This window comes from Nostocoides sp. HKS02 (genome assembly GCF_009707485.1).
Lineage (GTDB): Bacteria > Actinomycetota > Actinomycetes > Actinomycetales > Dermatophilaceae > Pedococcus.
In genome coordinates this window covers 538,806-561,761 of record NZ_CP046121.1, presented here as the reverse complement: position 1 = coordinate 561,761, position 22,956 = coordinate 538,806, and the positions used below count along the sequence as shown (strand labels likewise).

The 22,956-nt window shown below is 71.5% G+C and carries 19 protein-coding genes and 1 pseudogene; 7 read left to right on the top strand and 13 right to left on the bottom strand.

Going from position 1 to position 22,956, the window contains the following annotated elements; genetic code table 11:
• Nucleotides 1-1,128 carry a molecular chaperone DnaJ gene (dnaJ, locus tag GKE56_RS02595; RefSeq protein WP_154683223.1) on the bottom strand — a complete coding sequence of 376 codons (1,128 nt, stop codon included), beginning with the start codon at nt 1,126-1,128 and terminating at the stop codon, nt 1-3.
• 25 nt (nt 1,129-1,153) lie between these two features.
• Entirely contained in the window at nt 1,154-2,185 is a 1,032-nt protein-coding gene (gene hrcA, locus GKE56_RS02590) for a heat-inducible transcriptional repressor HrcA (protein WP_154683222.1), read from the bottom strand.
• A gap of 160 nt (nt 2,186-2,345) precedes the next feature.
• On the opposite strand from hrcA, the gene GKE56_RS02585 reads away from it, so the two are divergent.
• Together GKE56_RS02585 and GKE56_RS02580 are read left to right on the top strand one after the other, a co-directional pair.
• Nucleotides 2,346-3,239, top strand: a complete 894-nt coding sequence (locus GKE56_RS02585; RefSeq protein ID WP_154683221.1) for a DUF3097 domain-containing protein — start codon at nt 2,346-2,348, stop codon at nt 3,237-3,239.
• 91 nt (nt 3,240-3,330) lie between these two features.
• A complete protein-coding gene (locus GKE56_RS02580; protein ID WP_230209140.1) occupies nt 3,331-3,762 on the top strand; it encodes a DUF4870 domain-containing protein in 432 nt (143 codons plus the stop codon).
• A 33-nt stretch (nt 3,763-3,795) separates the two neighbouring features.
• On the opposite strand, the gene hemW is transcribed toward GKE56_RS02580, so the two are convergent.
• A complete protein-coding gene (hemW, locus tag GKE56_RS02575) occupies nt 3,796-5,022 on the bottom strand; it encodes a radical SAM family heme chaperone HemW (protein ID WP_154683220.1) in 1,227 nt (408 codons plus the stop codon).
• 287 nt (nt 5,023-5,309) lie between these two features.
• On the opposite strand from hemW, the gene GKE56_RS02570 reads away from it, so the two are divergent.
• Both GKE56_RS02570 and GKE56_RS02565 read left to right on the top strand, forming a co-directional pair.
• Nucleotides 5,310-6,107 carry a tyrosine-protein phosphatase gene (locus tag GKE56_RS02570; protein ID WP_154683219.1) on the top strand — a complete coding sequence of 266 codons (798 nt, stop codon included), beginning with the start codon at nt 5,310-5,312 and terminating at the stop codon, nt 6,105-6,107.
• Nucleotides 6,104-6,658 carry an NUDIX hydrolase gene (locus GKE56_RS02565; RefSeq protein ID WP_230209139.1) on the top strand — a complete coding sequence of 185 codons (555 nt, stop codon included), beginning with the start codon at nt 6,104-6,106 and terminating at the stop codon, nt 6,656-6,658. The genes GKE56_RS02570 and GKE56_RS02565 overlap by 4 nt, the downstream gene beginning before the upstream one ends.
• Nucleotides 6,659-6,661: 3 nt before the next feature.
• Here GKE56_RS02565 and GKE56_RS02560 read toward each other — a convergent pair whose 3' ends face one another.
• The 3 genes from GKE56_RS02560 to GKE56_RS02550 form a co-directional block, all read right to left on the bottom strand.
• Nucleotides 6,662-7,144: a hotdog fold domain-containing protein gene (locus GKE56_RS02560; RefSeq protein WP_154683218.1), complete on the bottom strand. Its 483-nt coding sequence runs from the start codon at nt 7,142-7,144 to the stop codon at nt 6,662-6,664.
• A 48-nt stretch (nt 7,145-7,192) separates the two neighbouring features.
• The gene (gene lepA, locus GKE56_RS02555; RefSeq protein ID WP_154683217.1) at nt 7,193-9,034 is read right to left on the bottom strand and encodes a translation elongation factor 4; all 1,842 of its coding nucleotides are present in this window, start codon (nt 9,032-9,034) and stop codon (nt 7,193-7,195) included.
• Between the two features lie 148 nt (nt 9,035-9,182).
• The gene (locus GKE56_RS02550) at nt 9,183-10,439 is read right to left on the bottom strand and encodes an MFS transporter (protein ID WP_154683216.1); all 1,257 of its coding nucleotides are present in this window, start codon (nt 10,437-10,439) and stop codon (nt 9,183-9,185) included.
• 24 nt (nt 10,440-10,463) lie between these two features.
• Between GKE56_RS02550 and GKE56_RS02545 the strand changes: the two genes are divergently transcribed.
• Nucleotides 10,464-10,958, top strand: coding sequence for a type II toxin-antitoxin system PemK/MazF family toxin (locus tag GKE56_RS02545; protein WP_154683215.1), 495 nt, complete (start codon nt 10,464-10,466; stop codon nt 10,956-10,958).
• Nucleotides 10,959-11,029: 71 nt separating this feature from the next.
• Here the strand turns inward: GKE56_RS02545 and rpsT are convergent, their stop codons facing one another.
• The 3 genes from rpsT to GKE56_RS02530 all read right to left on the bottom strand — a co-directional run bounded on the left by rpsT (nt 11,030) and on the right by GKE56_RS02530 (nt 14,975).
• On the bottom strand, nt 11,030-11,290 hold the full coding sequence (rpsT, locus tag GKE56_RS02540) for a 30S ribosomal protein S20 (RefSeq protein ID WP_154683214.1): 261 nt from the start codon (nt 11,288-11,290) through the stop codon (nt 11,030-11,032).
• Between the two features lie 315 nt (nt 11,291-11,605).
• Complete coding sequence (gene holA, locus GKE56_RS02535; RefSeq protein WP_154685574.1) at nt 11,606-12,556, bottom strand: DNA polymerase III subunit delta; 951 nt, start codon at nt 12,554-12,556, stop codon at nt 11,606-11,608.
• 91 nt (nt 12,557-12,647) lie between these two features.
• The gene (locus GKE56_RS02530; protein ID WP_154683213.1) at nt 12,648-14,975 is read right to left on the bottom strand and encodes an ATP-dependent DNA helicase; all 2,328 of its coding nucleotides are present in this window, start codon (nt 14,973-14,975) and stop codon (nt 12,648-12,650) included.
• A 74-nt stretch (nt 14,976-15,049) separates the two neighbouring features.
• On the opposite strand from GKE56_RS02530, the gene GKE56_RS02525 reads away from it, so the two are divergent.
• Complete coding sequence (locus tag GKE56_RS02525) at nt 15,050-17,632, top strand: RNA helicase (protein WP_154683212.1); 2,583 nt, start codon at nt 15,050-15,052, stop codon at nt 17,630-17,632.
• Here the strand turns inward: GKE56_RS02525 and GKE56_RS02520 are convergent.
• Genes GKE56_RS02520 through hflX form a run of 3 tightly spaced genes read right to left on the bottom strand, consistent with a single transcriptional unit; the run spans nt 17,607 to nt 20,414 of the window.
• Nucleotides 17,607-18,458, bottom strand: coding sequence for an SDR family oxidoreductase (locus GKE56_RS02520; RefSeq protein ID WP_154683211.1), 852 nt, complete (start codon nt 18,456-18,458; stop codon nt 17,607-17,609). The two genes, GKE56_RS02525 and GKE56_RS02520, sit on opposite strands and share 26 nt — an antisense overlap.
• On the bottom strand, nt 18,455-18,928 hold the full coding sequence (locus GKE56_RS02515; RefSeq protein ID WP_154683210.1) for a GNAT family N-acetyltransferase: 474 nt from the start codon (nt 18,926-18,928) through the stop codon (nt 18,455-18,457). The genes GKE56_RS02520 and GKE56_RS02515 overlap by 4 nt, the downstream gene beginning before the upstream one ends.
• A 34-nt stretch (nt 18,929-18,962) precedes the next feature.
• Nucleotides 18,963-20,414 carry a GTPase HflX gene (gene hflX, locus GKE56_RS02510; protein WP_154683209.1) on the bottom strand — a complete coding sequence of 484 codons (1,452 nt, stop codon included), beginning with the start codon at nt 20,412-20,414 and terminating at the stop codon, nt 18,963-18,965.
• A gap of 73 nt (nt 20,415-20,487) precedes the next feature.
• Between hflX and GKE56_RS02505 the strand changes: the two are divergent.
• Nucleotides 20,488-21,104 (top strand): annotated as a pseudogene (locus GKE56_RS02505) (class I SAM-dependent methyltransferase).
• Here GKE56_RS02505 and ggt read toward each other — a convergent pair.
• Nucleotides 21,105-22,949: a gamma-glutamyltransferase gene (ggt, locus tag GKE56_RS02500; protein WP_154683208.1), complete on the bottom strand. Its 1,845-nt coding sequence runs from the start codon at nt 22,947-22,949 to the stop codon at nt 21,105-21,107.
• Nucleotides 22,950-22,956 lie beyond the last annotated feature (7 nt).

Here is a 22,956-nt window from a genome sequence, read left to right as displayed (position 1 = left end):
CTACTTCGCCTTGAGGGCGTCGCGGAGCTTCCCGAACAGGCCACCCTGGTTGGCCGGCGCGAAGCGACCGTCGGGCCGCTCCTCCCCGCGCAGCGCCGCGAGCTGGCGCAGGAGCTCCTCCTGCTGCTCGTCGAGCCGGGTCGGGGTCTGCACCGTCGCGTGGATGATGAGGTCGCCGCGGCCGGTGCCGCGCAGGTGGGTCACCCCCAGCCCGCGAAGGGTCATGGCGTCGCCGGCCTGGGTGCCGGCCTTGACCTCGAGCTCGTTGATGCCGTCGAAGGTGTCCAGCTTGAGGGTCGTGCCCAGGGCGGCGGCCGTCATCGGCAGCTCGACGTGGCAGTGCAGGTCGTCACCGCGTCGCTGGAAGCTCTGGTGTGCCCGGACGTTGATCTCGACGTAGAGGTCGCCAGCCGGTCCGCCGCCCTGACCCACCTCGCCCTCGCCACCCAGCTGGATGCGGGTGCCGGTGTCGACTCCAGCCGGAACCTTGATCTTCAAGGTGCGGCGAGTGCGGACCCGCCCGTCGCCCGAGCACTCGAAGCACGGGCTGACCAGGACCTCGCCATAGCCCTGGCAGGTCATGCACGGTCGGGTCGTCATGACCTGGCCGAGGAACGAGCGCTGGACCTGCTGGATCTCGCCCCGACCGCCGCACACGTCACAGGTGCGCCGCGCGGTGCCCGGCTGGGCGCCGTCGCCGTGGCAGGTCGAGCACACCACCGCCGTCTCGATCGCGAGGTCCTTCTCGGCGCCGAAGACGGCGTCGGCCAGGTCGATGTCGAGCCGGACCAGCGCGTCCTGGCCCCGCCGCTGCCGCGACCGGGGCCCGCGCTGGTTCGTGCCGGCCCCCGCACCGAAGAACGCGTCCATGATGTCGCTGAACGAGAACCCCTGCCCGAAGCCCGCCGCACCCGCGGCATACGGGTCGGCACCCATGTCGTAGGACCGGCGCTTGTCGGCGTCGGCGAGCACGTCGTAGGCCTGCGAGACCTTCTTGAACTGCTCCTCGGCCTCGGGGCTGGGGTTGACGTCCGGGTGCAGGGCGCGGGCCTTCTTGCGGTAGGCGCGCTTGATGTCCTCGGGTGAGGCGTCTCGCGAAACGCCGAGGTCCTGGTAGTAGTCGTTCAACAGAAGTCCTTGTCGGTGGTACGGGTCACTGCGCGAGGATTCGGGAGACGTAGGTGGCGACTGCCCGCACCGACGCCATCGTCGTGGGGTAGTCCATGCGGGTGGGGCCGAGCACCCCGAGGCCGGCGACGAGGTCCGAACCCGTGCCGTACTCGGTCGAGACGACCGAGGTCGTCTGGAGCCCGGCATACGGGTTCTCGTGGCCGATCCGCACCGACACGGTGTCGGAGGTCTCACGAGCGGTCCCGAGCAGCTTGAGCAGCACGACGTGCTCCTCGAGGGCCTCGAGCACGGGGCCGATGGTGAGCGGGAAGTCGGTGCCGACGCGGGCGAGGTTGGCCGTGCCGGCCAGGACCAGGCGCTCCTCGCGTTCCTCGACCAGGGCGTCGTCGAGCGACCCGACGATCGCGCGCACGAGGTCACGGGCGGCGGGCTCGAACTGCTCGGGGAGCGCCTCGAGCATTGCCGCGGCGTCGATGAGGCGCTGCCCGACGGCGACGGCGTTGACCTTGGCCCGGATCTGGCCGAGCGTGCGCTCGCCCTCGGGGCTGGTGAGGTCGTGGGCGGTGTCGATGACCCGCTGCTCGACCCGGCCGGTGTTGACGATGAGCACGAGCATCAGCCGTCGGGCACCCATGGGCACGAACTCGACGTGGCGCACCGACGAGCGGGTGAGCGACGGGTACTGCATCACGGCGACCTGGCGGGTGAGGGAGGCGAGCAGCCGCACCGTGCGCTCGACGACGTCGTCGAGGTCGACAGCACCCTGGAGGAACTGCGCGATGGCGGAGCGCTCCGCCACCGACATCGGCTTGACCGAGCTCAGCCGGTCGACGAACAGGCGGTAGCCGGCATCGGTGGGCACGCGCCCGGCGGAGGTGTGCGGGGCGGCGATGAGCCCCTCCTCCTCGAGGGCGGCCATGTCGTTGCGCACCGTCGCGGCCGAGACACCGAGCTGGTGGCGCTCGAGCAGGGACTTGGAGCCCACGGGCTCGGAGGTCTGCACGTAGTCCTGCACGATCGCGCGGAGGACGGCGAGTCGACGTTCCTCACTCATGGCCTCTCCTCCTCTGCGCTGTCGGCGGGTGTTCCTGACCGGCCCGCCGGCTGGCACTCAGACTCTACGAGTGCCAAGTCTATGTCGTTCCCCTGCCGACGAGCGCCCCACCCGGCGCGCCACCGGCTGGGACGCCGCCCGGCGGCATACGGTCTGGGGCGTGAAAGACCGCTATGGCGCCGACGTGCTCTCCGGCGACTGGCGTGCCCCCGCGCGGGGTCGATCGCGCGAGGTCGAGGCCGAGAACGGTCTGGTCGTCGAGGACGTCGAGACGGGCTGGTGCGGTGCGGTGGTGCGGGTCGAGAAGGCCGGCGGCATGTACGTCGTGCACCTCGAGGACCGTCGCGGGCGGTCCAAGGGATTCCCGCTCGGCCCGGGCTTCCTGCTCGACGGCGGCCCGGTGGTCCTGACGCCGCCGAAGGCCGGGGCCCGCGCCGAGCTCGCCGCGGCGCGGCAGGTGGCGTCGCGCACCGCCTCCGGCTCCCGGGCCGTGGCCGGGGTGCGCGCGCGGGTGGCCAGCGGTTCGCGCATCTTCGTCGAGGGCCGCCACGACGCCGAGCTCGTGGAGAAGGTGTGGGGAGACGACCTGCGCATCGAGGGGGTCGTCGTCGAGATGCTCGACGGCGTCGACGACCTCGCCGGCGCCATCGCCGAGTTCCAGCCCGGTCCGGGACGCCGGATGGCGGTGCTCGTCGACCACCTCGTGCCGGGCACCAAGGAGCACCGGATCGTCCAGGGGGCGTCGTCGGGTCCGTATGCCGCGCACGTCCGCGTCCTCGGCCACCCCTACGTCGACGTGTGGCAGTCAGTCCGTCCTGAACGGCTCGGCCTCTCGGTCTGGCCGGTCATCCCCCGCGGCACCTCGTGGAAGGACGGGATCTGCGCGCACCTGGGCTGGCCGCACCGGACCCAGGCCGACATCGCCATGGCCTGGAAACGGATCCTGGGGACCGTGCGCAGCTACGCCGACCTCGAGCCGACCCTGCTCGCCAGCGTCGAGGAGCTCATCGACTTCGTCACCGAACCCACGCACCCTGGTCAGGGTCGGCCCTGACCAGGCCCTGAACGCACCCCGAAACCAGTGTCCAGAGGGCGTGCGATGCGTTTGACTGGGTGAGCAGCACACCCGAGTCCGGAGGACCCCCATGACCGACCAGCCAGCCCCCACCGAGCCGCCCGAGGGCGGCCAGAACTATGGCAGTGCGCCGAACTACGACAGTGCGCCGTCGGCGAACCCCATGTCGCAGTCGGACGAGCGACTGTGGTCCACGCTGGTCCACCTGTCGCCGTTCCTCGCGGCCCTCGTCGGGCTGCCGTTCCTCGGCCCTCTCGTGATCTACCTCGTGCTGCGCGACCGCGGCCCGTTCATCCGGTTCCACGCTGCGCAGGCCCTGAACTTCCAGCTCGTGCTGCTCATCGCGTACCTCGTGTTCGGTTTGCTGTCGATTGTTCTCATCGGCATCCCGTTCCTCGTCGCCACGGCGGTCGCCTCGGTGGTCTTCCAGATCATCGCCGCGGTCAAGGCGAACAACGGCGAGTGGTACCGCTACCCCCTGACGCCGGACTGGGTGCGCTGAGCCCGTCCGGCCGGGGCGCCCCGCCCGGACCCGCTAGCCCGGACCGACAAGGCGACGCACGACGGTGTCGGTGAGCAGGCGGCCCTGCCTCGTCAGCACGACCCGTCGGCGGCGCAGGGCCGCGCTGCCGTCGACCAGACCCTCGGCGATCAGCCCGGCCACGGCGGTGCGGCCGTGCGGCGCCAGGGTCTCGAGCGGCAAGCCGTCGGCCAGCCTCACCTGGAGGAGGACCCGCTCGTCGTAGCGCTGCTCGTCCGTGAGGGTCTCGCGCCCGTGAGCCGGGCTGAGACCGCCGCCCACGCGGGCGGCATACGCGTTGGGGTGCTTGACGTTCCACCACCGGACGCCGCCGACGTGGCTGTGCGCGCCCGGGCCGATCCCCCACCAGTTGGCGTCGCTCCAGTACCCCTCGTTGTGGCGGCACCGGGCATCGGACCGACGCGCCCAGTTGCTCACCTCGTACCACCCGTAGCCGGCGCCGGCGAGGTGGTCGTCGGCGAGCTCGTACTTGGCCGCCTCGTCGTCGTCCTCGGGCGCCGGCACCTGTCCGCGACGCACCTGGGCCGCCAGCTTGGTGCCGTCCTCGACGACCAGGGCATACGCCGAGACGTGGTCGGGTTGGAGGTCGGTCGCCGCGTCGAGGCTGGCGCGCCAGTCCTCCAGGCTCTCGCCGGGCGTGCCGTAGATGAGGTCCAGGCTGACCTGGAGACCTGCGGCCCGGGCCGCGCTCACCGCGCGCACCACGTTGGCCGGGTCGTGGGTGCGCTCGAGGGTGCGCAGGACGTGGGGCACCGCGGACTGCATACCGATGGACACCCGGGTGAAGCCGGCCCCGGCCAGCAGCTCGAGGCCCTCGGCGGTGACCGAGTCGGGGTTGGCCTCGGTGGTCACCTCGGCGTCCGCCGCCAGCCCGAAGGTGTCGCGTATGCCGCCGAGCATCCGCGCGAGGTCGGCCGCCGCGAGCATCGTGGGAGTGCCACCGCCTACGAACACCGTGTCGACTCGGGGCGGGTCGCCGAGCACGTTCGCCGCGAAGTCGACCTCGCGCAGGGCTGCATCGGCGAAGGTGGCGACGCTGGCGCCGTCCGCCCCGAGCTCGGTCAGGGTGTAGGTGTTGAAGTCGCAGTACCCGCAGCGCACCGAGCAGAACGGCACGTGGAGGTAGACGCCGAACGGGCGCTCGCCCAGGGTCTGCAGCGCACGCGCCGGCAGCCGACCGTCAGGCGGTGCGGGGTCGCCGTCCGGCAGGGCGCTGGGCATGACGCCATTGTCTCAGCCGGCGACCCGGCCCCCGACACGGCGTGTCTCGCCGACACGCCGTGTGCGCTCGAAACTGGGCGGCGCACGCGCGGGAATTTTCGCGAAACCCCTTGTCCCGACTGCGCTTGCGGACTACACCTATCCCTACGCACTCGCTTCGGCGGGGGCGTCGGGCAGGGCCTCGGTCCTGACCGTCGAGAGCCTCGGAAACTCATACTTTCCGAGGCTCTCACCTTTGTCAGGGTTGCCGCGTGGGGGCCAGCGACGACTGGACGTAGGGTCGAGCGGTGACCACTCCCCACTGGATCGACCTCGACGGCGTCGTGAACATGCGCGATGTCGGCGGACTGCCGACGACCGACGGCGGCCGGATCGCTCCGGGTCGGCTGCTGCGCTCGGACAACCTCCAGGACCTCTCCGACGCCGACGTCGAACGCCTCGTGGGTGAGCTCGGGGTGAGCGACATCGTCGACCTGCGCAGCACCGTCGAGGTGCACCTCGAGGGTCCCGGGCCGCTGCGCACCCGCGAGCTCGTGCCGCACCACCACCACTCGCTGGTCGCCGACGACGCGATCGACGCCGACGCCGCCGCGGCGGCCGCGCTCGTGCTGCCCTGGTCGAAGCGCAGCGGCCGGCCGAAGCCGCCACGCCGGGACGACGACTACTGGGCCAGCCACTACCTGGGTTACCTCGTCGACCGCCCCGACTCGGTCAGTGCGGCCCTGCACGTGATCGCGAGGAGCACTGGCGCGACGGTCGTCCACTGCGCCGCGGGCAAGGACCGCACCGGCACCGTCGTCGGCCTGACCCTTTCGGTCGCCGGCGTGGCCGACGAGGACGTGGTCGCGGACTACGTCGCGAGCGCCGAGCGCATCGAACAGATCGTCGCCCGGCTGCTGCCCCGGCCGGCATACGGCGAGGCCCTGCGCGACCAGCCCCTGGCGCACCACACCCCGCGAGCCGAGACGATGGAGCGGATCCTCACGGTGCTGGCGCAGCGGCACGGCGGCGCCGCCGGCTGGCTAGGTGAGCAGGGGTGGAGCCAGGCGGAGGTCGACGCCCTGCGCGCGCGGTTGCGGGCATGACCGCCCCCGTCGGCCCCGTGCCGCCGCCGGCGCAGCGGCCACACGTCGAGCGACGCGCGATGCGGGTGCTGCTCGTGGACGACCGCGACCGCATCCTGTTGTTTCGCGACGCCGACCTGGGCCTGTCCCCCGTGCCGCACTGGTGGATCACCCCGGGTGGTGGGGTCGACCCGGGCGAGGGCGACCGCGAGGCAGCCGTCCGCGAGGTGGCCGAGGAGACCGGGCTGTCCGTTGCCGAGGCCGACCTCCTCGGTCCGCTCGCCACCCGCACCGTCGTGCACGGCTACAGCGACGTCGTCACGACCCAGCGGGAGGTGTTCTGGCTGCTGCGCTGCCACGCCTTCGAGGTGAGCACCGACGGCCACACCGAGCTCGAGCGGCTGACGATGACCGAGCACCGCTGGTGGTCGCGCGCCGAGCTGGAGTCGACCGAGCAGGAGGTCTGGCCGCGCGACCTCGCCACGCTCTGGACGGCCGCCGACCGCGCGCGCGACGGCGAGAGCGGCGTGCTCGAGCTCGGCACCGTCGAGGAGTCGACGGTGCCGGTCTGAGGCTCAGCGTGCCGGCTTGCCCGCCGGCTTGTCGGTGACCCAGAGGCGGATGGTGCCCTGCACGACCGGCGTGCCGTCGTCGCGGACCGCGGTGACGCGTACGGGGATCTCGACGTCGCCGGGTCGGGCCCAGTCGGCCGGGTCGGTCTGCGCGAGGCACCGGATGTCGGTCGTCGCCTTGGCGGTGTAGTCGACCTCCATGCCCCGCGGGATCCACCGGCGGGTCGGCGGGATGGTCGCCTCGGCGAGCGCACCCATGGCCGCCTCGAGACCGTTGCAGATGGCGATCACGTGGACGGTGCCGAGGTGGTTCTGCACGCGGCGACGCTTGCGGATCGTCAGCTCGGCGCGGTTGGGACCGAGCTGGACGAACCGCGGCCGCGCCGTGCGGAAGTACGGTGCGGCCTGCTCGAACACGAGGGAGAACAGCCGGTGCCCCTGCGGGTATGCCGCGAGGCGTCGGTACAGCGCGTAGGTGTCGACCATGCCCCGAGGTTACCGGACAGTAACCACAGCGGGCTGTGACCGACGTCGCTACTTCTTGGTCTTGTCGCCCGCGTCGGAGGACAGGGCCGCGATGAACGCCTCAGGTGGCACCTCGACCGTGCCGATGTTCTTCATCCGCTTCTTGCCGGCCTTCTGCTTCTCGAGCAGCTTGCGCTTGCGGCTGATGTCGCCGCCGTAGCACTTGGCCAGCACGTCCTTGCGGATCGCCCGGATGTTCTCGCGGGCGATGATCCGCGACCCGATGGCCGCCTGGATCGGCACCTCGAACTGCTGGCGCGGGATGAGGTCCTTGAGCTTGCCCGCCATCATCACGCCGTACGCGTAGGCCTTGTCCTTGTGGACGATCGAGGAGAACGCATCGACGGTCTCACCCTGGAGCATGATGTCGACCTTGACGAGGTCGGCCACCTGGTCGCCGTCGGGCTCGTAGTCCAGGGAGGCGTAGCCGCGGGTGCGCGACTTCAGCTGGTCGAAGAAGTCGAAGACGATCTCGGCCAGCGGCAGGGTGTAGCGCATCTCGACGCGCTCCTCCGAGAGGTAGTCCATACCCCGCAGCGAGCCGCGCTTCTGCTGGCACAGCTCCATGATCGCGCCGATGAACTCACTCGGGGCCAGGACGGTCGCCCGCACCACCGGCTCGGTCACCGAGGTCACCTTGCCGTACGGGAACTCGCTCGGGTTCGTGACCGTGAGCACCGTGCCGTCGTCCATGGTGACGTCGTAGACGACGTTGGGCAGAGTCGAGATGAGGTCGAGGTCGAACTCGCGTTCCAGCCGCTCGCGCACGATCTCGAGGTGGAGCATGCCGAGGAAGCCGATCCGGAAACCGAATCCCAGCGCCGCGGACGTCTCCGGCTCGTAGACCAGGGCGGCGTCGTTGAGCTTGAGCTTGTCGAGCGCATCACGCAGGTCGGGGTAGTCCGAGCCGTCGATCGGGTAGAGGCCGGAGAAGACCATCGGCTTGGGGTCGCGGTAGCCACCGAGGGCCGTGGTGGCGGGCTTGGCGGCATTGGTCACCGTGTCGCCGACGCGGGACTGGCGCACGTCCTTCACGCCGGTGATGAGGTAGCCGACCTCGCCGACCCCGAGGCCCTTGGCCGGGGTGGGCTCGGGCGAGCTGACCCCGATCTCGAGCAGCTCGTGCGTCGCCCGGGTGGACATCATCGCGATCTTCTCGCGCGGGTTGAGGTTGCCGTCGATGACCCTGACGTACGTGACGACCCCGCGGTAGGTGTCGTAGACCGAGTCGAAGATCATCGCGCGGGCCGGCGCATCCGGATCTCCGACCGGCGGCGGCAGCTGGCGGACGATCTGGTCGAGCAGGGGCTCGACGCCGGCGCCGGTCTTGCCGGACACCCGCAGGCAGTCCTCGGGCTCGCAGCCGATCAGCCCGGCGAGCTCCTCGGCGAACTTCTCGGGCTGGGCCGCGGGCAGGTCGATCTTGTTGAGCACCGGGATGATGGTGAGGTCGTTCTCCATGGCGAGGTAGAGGTTCGCCAGGGTCTGCGCCTCGATGCCCTGGGCGGCGTCGACGATCAGCACGGCACCCTCGCAGGCGGCCAGCGACCGGGACACCTCGTAGGTGAAGTCGACGTGACCGGGGGTGTCGATCATGTTGAGGCAGTACGTCACCCCGTCGAGCTCCCACGGCATACGCACCGCTTGGCTCTTGATGGTGATGCCGCGCTCACGCTCGATGTCCATGCGGTCGAGGTACTGCGCGCGCATGGCGCGATCGTCGACGATGCCCGTGACCTGGAGCATCCGGTCGGCCAGCGTGGACTTGCCGTGGTCGATGTGGGCGATGATGCTGAAGTTCCGGATCAGGTCCGGCGGCGTCGCGTGGGGCTGCAGCGCGGTGCGGGCCATGGGTGACACGGGTGTTCAGAACCTCACGGACGTCGGGACAGCGATCAGCACAGTCTCCCATGCGCGCCGGTATGCCGGTGACGTACCACCCGCACCCGTCCCACCTCGGTCTTTGATGGATTCGGGCTGTCCTGGCCGCCCGGATCGATCAAAGACTCGTGCGCCGCTGGAGCGCGGCCGACCAGGCGGCGATCCCGAGCCCGAGCACGGCCAGGATGCCGCCGACCCGTGAGGGCCAGTCGTACCCGAGACCAGCCGCCAGCACGAGCGAGCCAATCCAGGCGCCGAGCGCGTTGGCGATGTTGAGGGTGGAGTGGTTGAGCGCGGCGGCCAGCGCCTGACCGTCGTGCGCGACATCCATCAGCCGGGTCTGGAGCATCGGCACCATGACGCTGGGCAGCAGGCCCAGCAGGAAGACCACGACGAGGGCGAGGGCCTGGGATGCCTGGACCGCCGGCCCGAACGCGAAGAGCAGGGCCGCGATGGCGAGCAGGGCGACCATGATTCCCCGGAGCAGCCCGATCCGGGACACCGGGCCGGCGAGCATGGCACCGGCTGTCATCCCCACGCCGTAGAGCGCGAGGATCAGCGGCACCGTGGACCTGGCGAAGCCGCCGAGGTCGGTCATCGTGGGTGAGATGTAGGAGAACGTCGCGAACATGCCACCGAACCCGACCGTGCCGATTCCGAGCGCCAGCCACACCTGCGGCCGCTTGAGCGCCGAGAGCTCCGAGCGCATCGACCGTCCCCCGTCGGGCGGGCAGAACGGCACCCAGCGCCAGATCGCGAGCACGGTGACGAGCGCGATGACCGCCACGGCGGCATACGGCCACTGCCACCCGTAGGTCTGGCCGAGCCGCGTCGTGAGGGGGACGCCGACGATGTTGGCCACGGTGAGCCCGGTGAGCATCATCGACACGGCCCAGGTGCGGCGGTGGGCGGGCACGAGCGAGGCGGCCACGAGCGAGCCGACGCCGAAGTACGCGCCGTGCGGCACGCCGGACAGGAACCGCGCGAGCATGAGCAGGCCGTAGCTGCCGGCGAGCGCCGACAGACCGTTGGCCACGGCGAGCGCGCCCATGAGCCAGAGCAGCAGTCGCTTGCGCGGCATCCGCGAACCGAGGGTGGCCAGCACCGGGGCCCCGACGACCACGCCCGCGGCGTACGCCGACACGATGTGGCCCGCGGTGGGGATGTCGACGTGGACGCCCTGGGCGACCTCGGGGAGCAGGCCCATCGTCACGAACTCGGTGGTGCCGATCGCGAAGCCACCGGCAGCGAGGGCGAGCAGCGCCAGCGTGCTGTGGCGAGAGCGAATCTGTGGCTCGACGTCGAGCTCGGGGGCTGGGGCTGCGGCGAGGGCGTCGGTCACGACGGGTGCAACCCCGAGGCGACGCCCAGGCATTCCCTGGACGCTAGCGTGACGCCCATGCCGAACGTCCGCGCGTTGCTCTCCCGGCTGGTCCGTCGGACCAGCCGTGCCCCCGCTGCCGAGAGGCCGGCCCCGCCCGCCGGCCACGCGGGATACCCGGGCGACTTCACCGGGGTGCCCACCATGACGTACTCCCCCGTGCCCGACGGACGACCCGACCCCGGCGAGATCGTCTGGACCTGGGTGCCGTTCGAGGAGGACCACCGCCAGGGCAAGGACCGCCCCGTCCTGATCATCGGCCGTGACGGCGGCTGGCTGCTGGGACTCATGCTCACCAGCAAGGACCACGACCGCGACACAGCCCGGGAGGCCCGGTTCGGGCGGATCTGGGAAGACATCGGGTCGGGTCCGTGGGACCGTCAGGGGCGCGCGAGCGAGGTGCGCGTCGACCGGATCCTGCGCATCGACGCGGCGTCAGTGCGCCGCGAGGGGGCCGTTCTCGACGAGCAGCGGTTCAGGGACGTGGCCCGGGCCGTCCGCGCCGCACGATAGCCCCGGCGACGCGCGAGGGCCGGTCACCCGCAGGTGACCGACCCTCGTGAAACCTCAGCGCAGTGGCTGCGTCAGAGCGACGCGGCCTTCTTCGCCATGGCGGACTTCTTGTTGGCCGCCTGGTTGGCGTGGATGACGCCCTTGCTCACGGCCTTGTCGAGCTTGGTGGAGGCAGCCTTGAGCGCCTCCTGGGCGGCCGCGGCATCGCCGGTGTCGGCAGCCTTCTGGAACTTGCGGATCCAGGTCTTGAGCTCGCTCTTGACGGCCTTGTTGCGCTCGGTCGCGACAGCGTTCGTCTTGATCCGCTTGAGCTGGGACTTGATGTTTGCCACAGGTGTGTCTCTCTTGGTTGGTCGGTGGTTTGCCGTTAGAGGGCGGCAGAAGCCTCTCGGGACCAGGCGTGGGGCACCTGTGGTTGAGGGACTCTGGGTGGATCAGCATGCGCGCACGACCATGCGCGCACGCGAAGGGCAAATCTACCAGCGACCAGCCCCCACCCCCAAAACGCGGGTATGCCGCGTGCTCGGCTTCCTCGCGGCCCGCCCTGGTGGGCGGGCGGGCGTGTCAGCCCTCGTGGGCAGCATCCTCCGGGTCCTGGCCCTGAGGATGCTGCCCGCGAGCCGTTCAACCAGCGCGAAGGGCCGCGCTCAGCGGCCGGTGCGGGCCTCGGTGATGGTCAAGATCGCGCGCTCGACCGCGTAGACCGGGTCCCGCCCGCCACCCTTGACCTCGAAGTCGGCCAGCGCCACCGCCTGGATCGAGTCCGCGAGCCCCTCAGGGCCCCACCCCGACAGGCCCCGCCGGGCCTTGTCGACCTGCCACGGCGCCATCCCGAGGTCCCGGGCGATGTCGGCGGACCGGCCTCGACCCGCCGACCCCACCTTGACGAGCTGGCGCAGCTGCTGGGCGAGCACGGCCACGATCGGCACCGGGTCGACCCCGGTGGCGATGGCGTGGCGGAGCAGCCGCAGCGCCTCGCCGGGATTGCCCGCCACGGCGGCGTCGGCGACCCGGAACCCGGTCGCCTCGACCTTGCCCCCGTGATATCTCGCGACGAGCTGCTCGTCGATGACTCCGGTCGTGTCGGCCACGAGCTGGCTGCAGGCCGCCGCCAGCTCGCGAACGTCCTTGCCGACGGCCTCGATCAGGGCTCGCACGGCGTCGGGGGTCGCCTTGCGGCGGGCCCGGCGGAACTCGTGCATCGCGAAGTCGGTCTTGTCGCGGTCGGTCTTGATGGCCGGGGCCTCGAGCACCCGCGCGCCTTGCTTCTTGAGGGTGTCCAGCACCTTCTTGCCGCGCTGGCCGGCCTTGTGCGTGACGACCAGGGTCACGTCGGGCTCGGGTGCGGCGAGGAACGCCAGGAGGTCGTCCTGGAGCTCGTCGGAGGCCTCGTCGAGGTCCTCCACCACGAGGCACTTCTCGCCACCGAAGAGGGAGGGACTGGCGTGCATGGTGAGCGAGCCCGCGTCGTAGGTGGCCGCGGTCAGTCGCACGACGTCGAGGTCGGGGGCAGCGTGGCGCAGCTCGTCAACCGTAGCCGTCAGGGCTCGCTCGACCAGGACGACCTCCGGTCCGCTGATGAGGACCAGCGGAGGCATCGAACGGGGCGGCGTCTCGGTCACGGCCCCAGCCTGCCACGGCCCGCCGACGCGTCGGGCCCGGCCTCCCGGTGGCCCGCACCGTCCGAGCTCACATCAGTCGTGGGGCTCCGGGCACGACCTCGAGGCGCAGGCTCGCCAGGCGGGCGGCCACGACGTCCTCCGTCAGCTCGAGGCTCTCGGCGAGCTCCTCGAGCGAGAGCCCGAGCTCGACGCCGTCCCGCAGCTCCTCGTCGGCTTCAGCGGTCCACGCGGAACCGGCTGCAACGGGCGCCGACACGGGCTCCTCCGCGGGCACGTCCTGAGCCGGCGGGTCCAGGGCCGGCACGTCCGGAGCCGGCGGGTCCACGGCCGGCACGTCCGGAGCCGGCGGGTCCAGGGCCACGGGGCGGGGGTGCTCGGCGGCGTCCTCGCCGACCCGTCCCCCGGTGCTGCCCGCCACGGCACCAGCGACGCCGCGCAGCGCTGGTTCGTGGACCGTCAGTGGCGGGGCGGCGGTCTCGTCGAGGCGCCGCAGCGCCGCCAGCACGCGCTCGCGGTCGGTCGTGGGCCAGAACGGGGGCAGCGAGCGCTGGAGGAAGCCGGCATACCGCGCGGTCATCATGCGCGAGTCGAGGAACGCCACGACCCCACGGTCGTCCGCACGCCGGATCAGCCGGCCCGCTCCTTGGGCGAGCCGCAGGGCTGCATGGGTGGCCGACACCGCCATGAACCCGTTGCCACCCATGCGAGCGATGGCCTGCGAGCGGGCCGAGGACAGCGGGTCGTCGGGCCTGGGGAACGGGATCCGGTCGATGATGACGAGCTGACAGGCCGATCCCGGCACGTCGACGCCCTGCCACAGCGTCAGGGTGCCGAACAGGCAGGTTGCCGGGTCGCGGGCGAACTGCCTGACCAGCGTCGTGATCTGGTCGTCGCCCTGGCAGAGGAAGCCGAGGTCTCCGTCGAACCGCTCGCGCATCGCCTCGGTCGCCTCGCGCGCCGCCCGCATCGACGAGAACAGGCCCAGCGTGCGGCCGCCGGCGGCGCGCACCAGTGCCTCGATCTCGTCGAGGGTCTGCGTGCTGAGGCCGTCGCGGCCGGGCGACGGCAGGTGCTGGGCGACGTAGGCGATGGCCTGCTGGGGGTAGTCGAAGGGGCTGCCCACGTCGAGCCCGCGCCAGGTCGGGGCGCCCTCGCCACGCAGTCCCATCGTCCCGGCGAGCGCGTCGAAGGTGCCGCCCAGCTCGAGGGTGGCGGACGTCATCACCACGGTGCGATCGCCAAAGACCTTGTCTCGCAACAACATCGCGACACTCATGGGCGCTACTCTCAGCACCGACCCACGCCGTGGGTCACGGTTGACCCAGACCACGTCGAGCTCGCGCTGCTCGAGGATGCGTGAGGAGTTCTCGAAGACCTCCTCGATCGCCGCCTGGGCGACCTTGCGACCGCCGTCGGGCTCGACCCCCCGTTCGGGCTTGAGCTCGCTCTGCACCTGGCGCGCGGTGTCGCGGACCCGGGCGAGGGCGAGGGACAACGCGTCCGGGATGCCGGTGAGCCTGCCCTCGGGGAGCTCGTCGAGCACGCCCTGGAGGAACACCGACGCGTCGTCGACGGCCTCGGTGGACTCGGCGAGCCGTCCGGCGCGCTTGGCGGCCGCAGCCACCATGGGCGCCGTGAGCTCGTCGGTGATGGTCGAGGTGACGCGGTCGACCAGCTCGTGGGCCTCGTCGACGACGAGCAGGTCGTGCTCGGGCAGCATCTGGCGCCCCTCGAACGAGTCGATCGCCATGAACGAGTGGTTGGTGACGATGACGTCGCAGTCCTTGGCTGCCTCGCGGCTGCGCTCGACGAAGCAGTCGGCGATCATCGGGCAGGTGCCGCCGAGGCACTCGTGGGCGCTGACCGACACCTGACGCCAGGCCCGCTCGCTCACGCCGGGTACGAGCTCGTCGCGGTCGCCCGACTGGGTCTCGTCGGCCCACTCGCGCAGCCGCACGACCTCCTGCCCGAGCCTGGATGCGGCGCGGTCCACCTCGGCGACCTCGAACAGGCCCTCGTCGTCGGGGAAGCCACCCTCGAGCTTGTGGGCACACAGGTAGTTGCGGCGCCCCTTGACCAGTCCGTAGGTGGGCCGACGCCCGAGCAGCGGGGTGACCGCCTCGGCCAGCCGCGGGAGGTCGCGGTCGACCAGCTGTGCCTGCAGTGCGAGGGTCGCCGTCGCGACGACAGCGGGCTTGCCGGTCTTCTGGGCGTGCATGACGGCCGGCAGGAGGTAGGCGAGCGACTTCCCCGTGCCGGTGCCGGCCTGCACGAGCAGGTGCTCCTCGGCCACGATGGCGTCCTGGACCGCGTGGGCCATCTCGACCTGACCTGGACGCTCGACTCCCCCGACACCGAGGACGGCAGCGTGCAACAGCTCGTCGAGGGTGGCCATCGGCCCAGCCTAAGGCGTGCTGCCGCCGCCTCACGATCCGATCCCCAGCCGCACGGGCTGCGAGGATGGACCCGATGAGCGCCGACGCCGAGCAGTCCTCCCCCCTGCCCACCACTCTCCTTCCCGACCTCCTGCCCACCGACCGTTCGCGCCGAGACGCGACGCCCGACGAGGTGTATGCCGCGTTCGAGGGGTGGGCGAGCGCGCGCGGGACCCCGATGTACCCCCACCAGGACGAGGCGCTCCTCGCGGTGCTGGCTGGGGAGAACGTCGTGCTGTCGACTCCGACCGGCTCGGGCAAGTCGCTGGTCGCCACCGGAGCCCACCTGGCGGCGCTCGCCACCGACCGGGTCAGCTTCTACACCGCCCCGATCAAGGCGCTGGTGAGCGAGAAGTTCTTCGCCCTCTGCGAGCTCTTCGGCGCCTCGGAGGTCGGGATGCTCACGGGCGACGCCTCGGTGAACCCCGACGCCCCCATCATCTGCTGCACGGCGGAGATCCTCGCCAACATCGCCCTGCGCGAGGGGCGCGACGCTGACGTGGGGCTCGTCGTCATGGACGAGTTCCACTTCTACGCGGACCCCGACCGCGGGTGGGCCTGGCAGGTCCCCCTCCTCGAGCTGCCGCAGGCCCAGTTCGTGCTCATGTCCGCCACTCTGGGCGACGTCAGCGGAATCGCAGCCGACCTCTCGCGCCGGAACGGCCGTCCGACCGCCCTGGTCACCGGGACGGAACGCCCTGTGCCGCTGAGCTTCTCGTGGGCGCTCACCCCCTTGCCCGAGACCATCGAGGAGCTCCTGACCACGCGCCAGTCGCCGGTGTACGTCGTCCACTTCACCCAGGCCGCGGCGCTCGAGCAGGCCCAGGCGCTCTTCGCCCTCAAGGGCTCCATCAAGGTCGACAAGGCGGCGATCGCCGAGCGAATCGGGGGCTTCCGGTTCCAGGCGGGGTTCGGCCGGACCCTCTCGACACTGGTTCGCGCGGGGATCGGCGTCCACCACGCCGGGATGCTTCCCCGCTACCGCAGGCTGGTCGAGCAGCTGGCCCAGGACGGCCTGCTCAAGGTCATCTGCGGCACGGACACCTTGGGCGTGGGCATCAACGTCCCGATCCGGACCGTCCTCTTCACGGGTCTGGTGAAGTTCGACGGGTCCCGCCAACGCGTGCTCAAGGCGCGCGAGTTCCACCAGATCGCGGGCCGGGCCGGTCGGGCCGGCTACGACACCAGCGGGTCGGTCGTCGTGCAGGCGCCCGAGCACGTCATCGAGAACGCCCGGCTCGTCGCCAAGGCCGGGGACGACCCCAAGAAGCTCAAGAAGGTCCAGCGGCGCAAGCCCGCCGACGGCGAGGTCTCGTGGACCGAGCAGACCTACGACAAGCTCGTGGCGGCCGAGCCCGAGCCCCTGGTCTCCCGGATGCGCGTCGACCACGCCATGATCCTCAACCTGGTGCAACGTCCAGGCGACCCGGTGCGTGCGCTCAGCCAGCTGCTTCGCGACAACCACGAGGCTCCCCGCGCCCAGGCCAGACTGTCGCGGCGCGCGATCACGTTGGGCCGCAGTCTCCTCGACACCGGTGTGGTGCAACGGGTCTCGCCCCCCGAGCCTGACGGCCGCACCGTGCGGCTGAGTCCAGACGTGTCCGACGACTTCGCCCTCAACCAGCCCCTCGCCCCCCTCGCGCTGGCCGCCCTCGACGTGCTGGACCCCGACTCCCCCGGCTACGCGCTCGACGTGGTCTCGATCATCGAGGCCGTGCTCGACGACCCGCGCCAGGTGCTGATGGCCCAGCAGTTCAAGGCCAAGGGCGACGCCGTGGCCGAGATGAAGGCCGACGGGATCGAGTACGACGAGCGCATGACCCTGCTCGAGGACGTCACCTGGCCGATGCCCTTGCGGGACCTCCTCGAGGCGACCTTCGAGATCTTCCGGCAGAGCCATCCGTGGGTCTCGGAGTCCGCGCTGTCCCCCAAGTCGGTGGTGCGCGACATGTACGAGCGCGCCATGACGTTCTCCGAGTTCGTCGCGTTCTACGGCCTGTCCCGGTCCGAGGGACTGGTGCTGCGCTACCTCACCGACGCCTACCGCACCCTTCGCCAGACGGTGCCCGCCGCGCACCACAGCGAGGCCTTCGACGACCTGTTCGAGTGGCTGGGTGAGATGATCCGCCAGACCGACTCGTCACTGCTGGATGAGTGGGAGGCCCTCGCGGACCCCGACGCCCAGGAGCGGCTCGAGGAGCTCGAGGGCCTGCATGCCCATGGTGGCACCCGTCCGACGCGCCCGATCACGTTCAACGAGAGAGCATTTCGCGTCATGGTCCGCAACGCGATGTTCCGTCGCGTCGAGCTGGCCAGCCGGGACCAGTTCGGCACGTTGGCCGCCCTCGACGACGGCCCGCTGGACGAGGCCGCCTGGGACACCGCGTTGGGCGCGTACTTCGCCGACCACGACACCATCGGCACCGACGCCGAGGCCCGCGGACCTCACCTGCTGACGATCACGCCCGTGCCCGGTGCGCGCCGCTGGGAGGCCCGGCAGACGATCCACGATCCCGAGGGCGACCACGACTGGGTCATCGAGGCGGTCGTGGACCTCGACGCCTCGGACGAGGCGGGCGAGCCGGTCGTCCTCACGACTGCGCTGCGCCGCCTCTGACCCGCAGCAGCAGCTCGCGCAGGCTGGTGGCGGGCCGACCGGTGAGCCGTGGCACCGCGTCGGAGACCGTCGCGACCTCACCCGCCGCGATCGCCGTGTAGGTCGAGACCCAGGCGTCCACCAGCCAGTCCGGGGCGCCGTAGGACGCCCGGGAGGCATACGCCTCCGGGATGGTCTCATCGAGGTAGCGGGTCGGTGTCCCGGTCACCTCGGTGACCAGCGCAGCGACCTCGGCCAGGCTGAGCGCCTCGGGGCCGGTGAGGTCGTATGCCGCGCCCGCGTGCTGGTCGGGCGCGGCCAGGATCACGGCCGCCACCGCGGCCACGTCGTCGCGGGCGACGGCTGCGACCCGGCCGTCACCGGCCGGCCCCCGCAGCACGCCGTCCTGGGCCATGAACGGCAGGAAGTCGGCGTAGAAGCTGTCCCGGAGGAAGGTGTGGGCCATCCCTGACTCCCGGAGCGCCTCCTCGGTGGCCCAGTGGTCCCGCCCCAGGGTGAAGGTGCAGTCGGGGGCCGCGCCCTGGAACGACGTGTAGACGACGTGCCGGACCCCCGCTGCGGCCGCCGCCGCGACGAACGCGCGGTGCTGGTCGACGCGGTCAGCGGCCTCCGCTGCCGAGACCATGAGCAGGATCTCCACCCCGTCCAGGGCAGCGGTGGCCCCGTCCGGGTCGGCGAAGTCGCAGGGACGCACCTCGTCGCGCGGTCCCGCGGTCACCGTGCTCGGGGTACGGGCCAACAGGACGAGCGGCTGTCCGGTGTCGGGCAGCAGCTCGCGCACCCGGCCACCGACGTGTCCCGTCACTCCGGTGAGTCCGATGGTCATGGCTCGAGCGTAGCCGCGAGGTCGAGGGTCATGAACACGCTGAACTCGTCGACGGCATACGGGCCGAAGGGTCCGCACGGCGAGAAGCCGTACCCGGCATACAGCGCCCGGGCCGGGGCGAACTCCTCCGTCGGGCCGGTCTCGAGGCTGAGTCGCGAGTAGCCGTGGTTCCGGGCCACAGCCACCACGTGGTCGAGCAGCGCACCGGCGACACCGCGCCGTCGGTGAGCGGGCGCGGTGCGCATCGACTTCAGCTCGGCATGGCTCGGGTCCAGCTCGCGCAGGGCCGCGCACCCCAGCACCGCCTCGCCATCCCACAGGCTCCAGAAGGTCAGGCCAGGCTGGCGCAGCCGGTCGAGGTCGAGGGCGTGCACGCTCTCCGGCGGCGAGAACCGGTACATGTCGTCGAGGTGCTCGGCGAGCAGTGCTGCCACCTGGGGCGTGTCGAGGCCACCCGGTCGGATCTGCATGGCGCGCGTGCTGGGGTCCGACGGCACAGGCGGGTCAGGCGGCGTAGGCCGCGAGCTCGCTGGCGAGCTCGGGGTGCACGCGAGCCTTGAGCAGGGTGCCGGTGCCGGTGTGCTCGCTGGACAGCACCTCGGCCTCCTCGTGCAGGCGGCTGACGAGGTCGCCGCGGTCGTAGGGAACCAGCACCTCGACGTCGATCGTGGGGCGCGGGAGCTCCTCGGCGATGAGCGCGCGCAGCTCGTCGAGACCGGCGCCGGTGCGGGCCGACACGACGATCGAGTGCTTCTCGTGACGCCGGATCCGGTCGAGGACCTCGGGGTCGGCGGCATCCGCCTTGTTGACGACGATGACCTCGCGGACGTTGGCGGCCTCGACGTCAGCCAGGACGGCCCGGACCGCGCTGATCTGGCCCTCGGGGTCGGGGTGCGAGCCGTCGACGACGTGCAGCAGCAGGTCGGCGTCGGCGACCTCCTCGAGGGTCGAGCGGAAGGCCTCGACCAGCTGCGTCGGCAGCTGGCGGACGAAGCCGACCGTGTCGGCGAGGGTGTAGAGCCGGCCGTCCTCGGTCTCGGCGCGGCGCACGGTCGGGTCGAGGGTGGCGAACAGCTGGTTCTCGACCAGGACCCCGGCGCCGGTGAGCCGGTTGAGCAGCGAGGACTTGCCGGCATTGGTGTAGCCCGCGATCGCGACGCTCGGCACCTCGTGGGCCTTGCGGCTCAGTCGGCGGGTGTCGCGGCTGGTCTTCATGTCCTTGATCTCACGGCGCAGCTTGGCCATGCGGGTGTTGATCCGGCGGCGGTCGAGCTCGATCTTCGTCTCACCGGGGCCGCGCGAACCCATGCCCTGACCCCCGGCTGCCTGGCCACCGGCCTGGCGGGACATCGACTCGCCCCAGCCGCGAAGTCGCGGCAGGAGGTACTGGAGCTGGGCCAGCTCGACCTGGGCCTTGCCCTCCTTGGACTTCGCGTGCTGGGCGAAGATGTCGAGGATCAGGGCGGTGCGGTCGATCACCTTGACCTTGACGACGTCCTCGAGCGCACGCCGCTGGCTGGGGGTCAGCTCGGTGTCGCAGATGACCGTGTCGGCGCCTTCGGCGATGACGATGTCGCGCAGCTCGATGGCCTTGCCCGAGCCGAGGTAGGTGCCGGTGTCGGGTTTGGCGCGGCGCTGGACCAGGCCGGCGAGCACCGTGGACCCGGCCGTCTCGGCCAGTGCGGCGAGCTCGCGCATCGAGTTGTCGGCGTCCTCGGCGGTGCCCTCGGTCCAGACGGCCGCGAGGACCACCCGCTCGAGCCGCAGCTGGCGGTACTCGACCTCGGTGACGTCCTCGAGCTCGGTGGACAACCCGGCGACCCGGCGCAGGGCAGCGCGGTCCTCGCGGTCGTACTGGTCGCCGTCGTAACCGCCCCCGTCGCTGTCGAGGAACTCGTCCTCGGTTGCCAGCGCGGTCGCCTTCAGGTCAAAGATGTCTGATCGCTTCAGTGTCATATCCCCTCAAGAATCTCATCCTTTCAACCGGGGTGGCGACGGGTTTATGCCGAGCCGTCTACCGTTACCCCCGATGAGCACGCACGAGCACTACTTCACCGCCGAGCCCGCGAGTGCTGCCCAGCAGCGCAGCCTCACCATCCGGCTCGCCGGCCAGACCGTCAGCGTGCGCACCGCCAGCGGGGTGTTCAGCCCGCACGGCCTCGACAAGGGCACCGCCGTCCTCCTGCGCGAGGCGCCCGCTCCGCCACCCACCGGGGCCCTCCTCGACCTCGGCTGCGGCTGGGGTCCGATCGCGCTCACGCTGGCGCTGCGCTCCCCCGGGGCCACCGTGTATGCCGTGGACGTCAACGAGCGGTCGCTGGACCTCGTGCGCACGAACGCGGCCGCGCTGGGACTCACCGGCGTGGTCGCCAGCCGGCCCGACGGCATACCGGAGGACGTCGCGTTCGACGCGATCTGGTCGAACCCCCGATCCGCGTGGGCAAGGCGGCGCTGCACGAGCTCCTGCTCACCTGGCTGCCCCGGCTCGCACCGGGGGGCGCGGCCTACCTCGTCGTGCAGAAGAACCTCGGCTCGGACTCGCTGCAGGCGTGGCTCACCGAGCAGCTGGACCCCGAACGGTATGCCGTGTCGCGGTATGCCACGGACAAGGGCTTCCGGGTCCTCGAGGTGCGTCGGGGCGGGTGACTAGCGGGGGTTGACCACCATCGCGGACCCGCCGCCGCGACGCACGGTCTCGGCCGCCGCCTCGAAGTCGTTCGGGCCGACCACCCTGATCGCCGTGGCCGCGCCGATCTCGGGCGTTGACATCAGGACGTGGCCCTTGGCCGTGAGGGCGGCCGCGTCGGGCGAGGACAACAGCGCGGGCTCGGCCTGCTCGACGCCGTTGCGCGAGGACAACCGAGCTGCGGCGATGGCGTCCACGAGCGACATGCCCCGATCGAGGTACTCGGTCAGCACCTGGGCCACGGTGGTGATGATCGTGGCGCCGCCCGGGCTTCCGGCCACCAGGCGCAGCTGGCCGTGGTCGAGGATCACCGTGGGGCTCATCGACGAGCGAGGCCGCTTGCCCGGGCCGGGCAGGTTGGGATCGGGCACATCGGCCGACAGCGGCACGAAGTCGAAGTCGGTCAGCTCGTTGTTGAGCAGGAAGCCCCATCCGGGAACGGTGATGGCCGACCCGCCGGTCTGCTCGATGGTGAGCGTGTAGGACACCGCGTTGCCCCACTTGTCGGTGACGACGAGGTGGCTCGTCGACTGCCCGTCGTTGGGCAGCCGGGACGTCGTCGCCGTCGGGCCGCACGAGCTGTAGCTGCCGTCCGGGCTCCCGAACGGCACCGGCCGCTTGAGCGCCGCGTCAGGGCTGAAGAGGCAGGCGCGCTCGTCGGCGAAGCCCTGCGAGACGAGCTCGCTGGTCGGCACGCCCGGCACGTCACCGACGTAGCGGTTGCGGTCGGCGAAGGCAAGGGCCGATGCCTCGCTGAAGCGGTGCAGGTAGTCGGCGTTGCTCACAGCGCTCAGCGGCGTGCCGGTGCGCTGGTCGATGGCCTCGAGCAGGTTGAGGATCTCGGCCACCGCGATGCCGCCGGAGCTGGGAACGGGCATGCCGTAGACGTCCAGGCCGCGGTACTGGGAGTGGACCGGTGCCTTCGGCAGGGCCCGGTACGCGCGGAGGTCGGCGGTGGTGATCTGACCGTGTGGCACCCTCAGCCCGGGTTTGGTGTGGGGGTTCTCCGCCTCGGCGACGACCGCCTGGCCGAGCCGGCCGGCATACAGCGAGGCCACGCCGTGGGTGCGCAGCTCACGGTAGGCGGCCGCCATGTCGGGGTTGCGGAACACCGAACCGACGGCGGGGGCGCTGCCGCCCGGCAGGAAGACCTTGGCGGTCGCGGGGAAGTTCGAGAACCGCTTGGCGTTCGCCGCGGTCTGGTCGTGGAAGGTCTGGTCGACGACGAAGCCGCGTCGGGCGATGGTCTCGGCGGGCTTGAGCAGGGCGCCCAACGGCTGCGTGCCGAACGTGCGGGCGGCGAGGTCCCACGTGGCTGGTGAGCCGGGAACCCCGACGGAGAGCCCGGAGTTCACGGCCTTGTCGAACGCCATGGGCGTGCCGTCGGGCTCGAGGAAGGCGTTCTGGGTGAAGGTGCGCGGGGCCGTCTCACGGCCGTCGATGGTCTTCACCTGCCCGGTCTTGGCGTCGTAGAACACGAAGAAGCCGCCACCGCCGATGCCGGTCGAGTACGGCTCGGTGACACCCAACGCGGCCGCCGTGGCCACCGCGGCGTCCGCGGCGTTGCCCCCGGCTTTGAGCACGTCGATCCCGACCTGGCTGGCGACGGCGTCGACCGACGACACCGCTCCGCCGCCGCCGCGCATCACGGGGACCTTGGGCAGGGAGTTCGAGACGGGCTTGGGTCCGGGAGCTGCAGTGCCCGCGCGTGCTGTGGCGGTCGCCGAGGCGGGGACCGTCAGCCCGACAGCGAGGGAGCCGGCTACCCCGGCGGCGAGGACGAGGGGGACGCGAGGTCTGCGCATTCCCCGA

Excerpts from the sequence above, each read along its gene's own strand:
- GKE56_RS02550 (WP_154683216.1), bottom strand. The coding sequence starts at position 10,439 with ATGCCTGGGCGTCGCCTCGGGGTTGCACCCGTCGTGACCGACGCCCTC.
- hflX (WP_154683209.1), bottom strand. The coding sequence starts at position 20,414 with ATGACACTGAAGCGATCAGACATCTTTGACCTGAAGGCGACCGCGCTG.
- ggt (WP_154683208.1), bottom strand. The coding sequence starts at position 22,949 with ATGCGCAGACCTCGCGTCCCCCTCGTCCTCGCCGCCGGGGTAGCCGGC.
- lepA (WP_154683217.1), bottom strand. The coding sequence starts at position 9,034 with ATGGCCCGCACCGCGCTGCAGCCCCACGCGACGCCGCCGGACCTGATC.
- hemW (WP_154683220.1), bottom strand. The coding sequence starts at position 5,022 with ATGCCCAGCGCCCTGCCGGACGGCGACCCCGCACCGCCTGACGGTCGG.
- hrcA (WP_154683222.1), bottom strand. The coding sequence starts at position 2,185 with ATGAGTGAGGAACGTCGACTCGCCGTCCTCCGCGCGATCGTGCAGGAC.
- GKE56_RS02525 (WP_154683212.1), top strand. The coding sequence starts at position 15,050 with ATGAGCGCCGACGCCGAGCAGTCCTCCCCCCTGCCCACCACTCTCCTT.
- GKE56_RS02545 (WP_154683215.1), top strand. The coding sequence starts at position 10,464 with ATGCCGAACGTCCGCGCGTTGCTCTCCCGGCTGGTCCGTCGGACCAGC.
- GKE56_RS02565 (WP_230209139.1), top strand. The coding sequence starts at position 6,104 with ATGACCGCCCCCGTCGGCCCCGTGCCGCCGCCGGCGCAGCGGCCACAC.
- GKE56_RS02560 (WP_154683218.1), bottom strand. The coding sequence starts at position 7,144 with ATGGTCGACACCTACGCGCTGTACCGACGCCTCGCGGCATACCCGCAG.
- holA (WP_154685574.1), bottom strand. The coding sequence starts at position 12,556 with ATGCCTCCGCTGGTCCTCATCAGCGGACCGGAGGTCGTCCTGGTCGAG.
- GKE56_RS02580 (WP_230209140.1), top strand. The coding sequence starts at position 3,331 with ATGACCGACCAGCCAGCCCCCACCGAGCCGCCCGAGGGCGGCCAGAAC.
- GKE56_RS02520 (WP_154683211.1), bottom strand. The coding sequence starts at position 18,458 with ATGACCATCGGACTCACCGGAGTGACGGGACACGTCGGTGGCCGGGTG.
- GKE56_RS02515 (WP_154683210.1), bottom strand. The coding sequence starts at position 18,928 with ATGCAGATCCGACCGGGTGGCCTCGACACGCCCCAGGTGGCAGCACTG.
- GKE56_RS02530 (WP_154683213.1), bottom strand. The coding sequence starts at position 14,975 with ATGGCCACCCTCGACGAGCTGTTGCACGCTGCCGTCCTCGGTGTCGGG.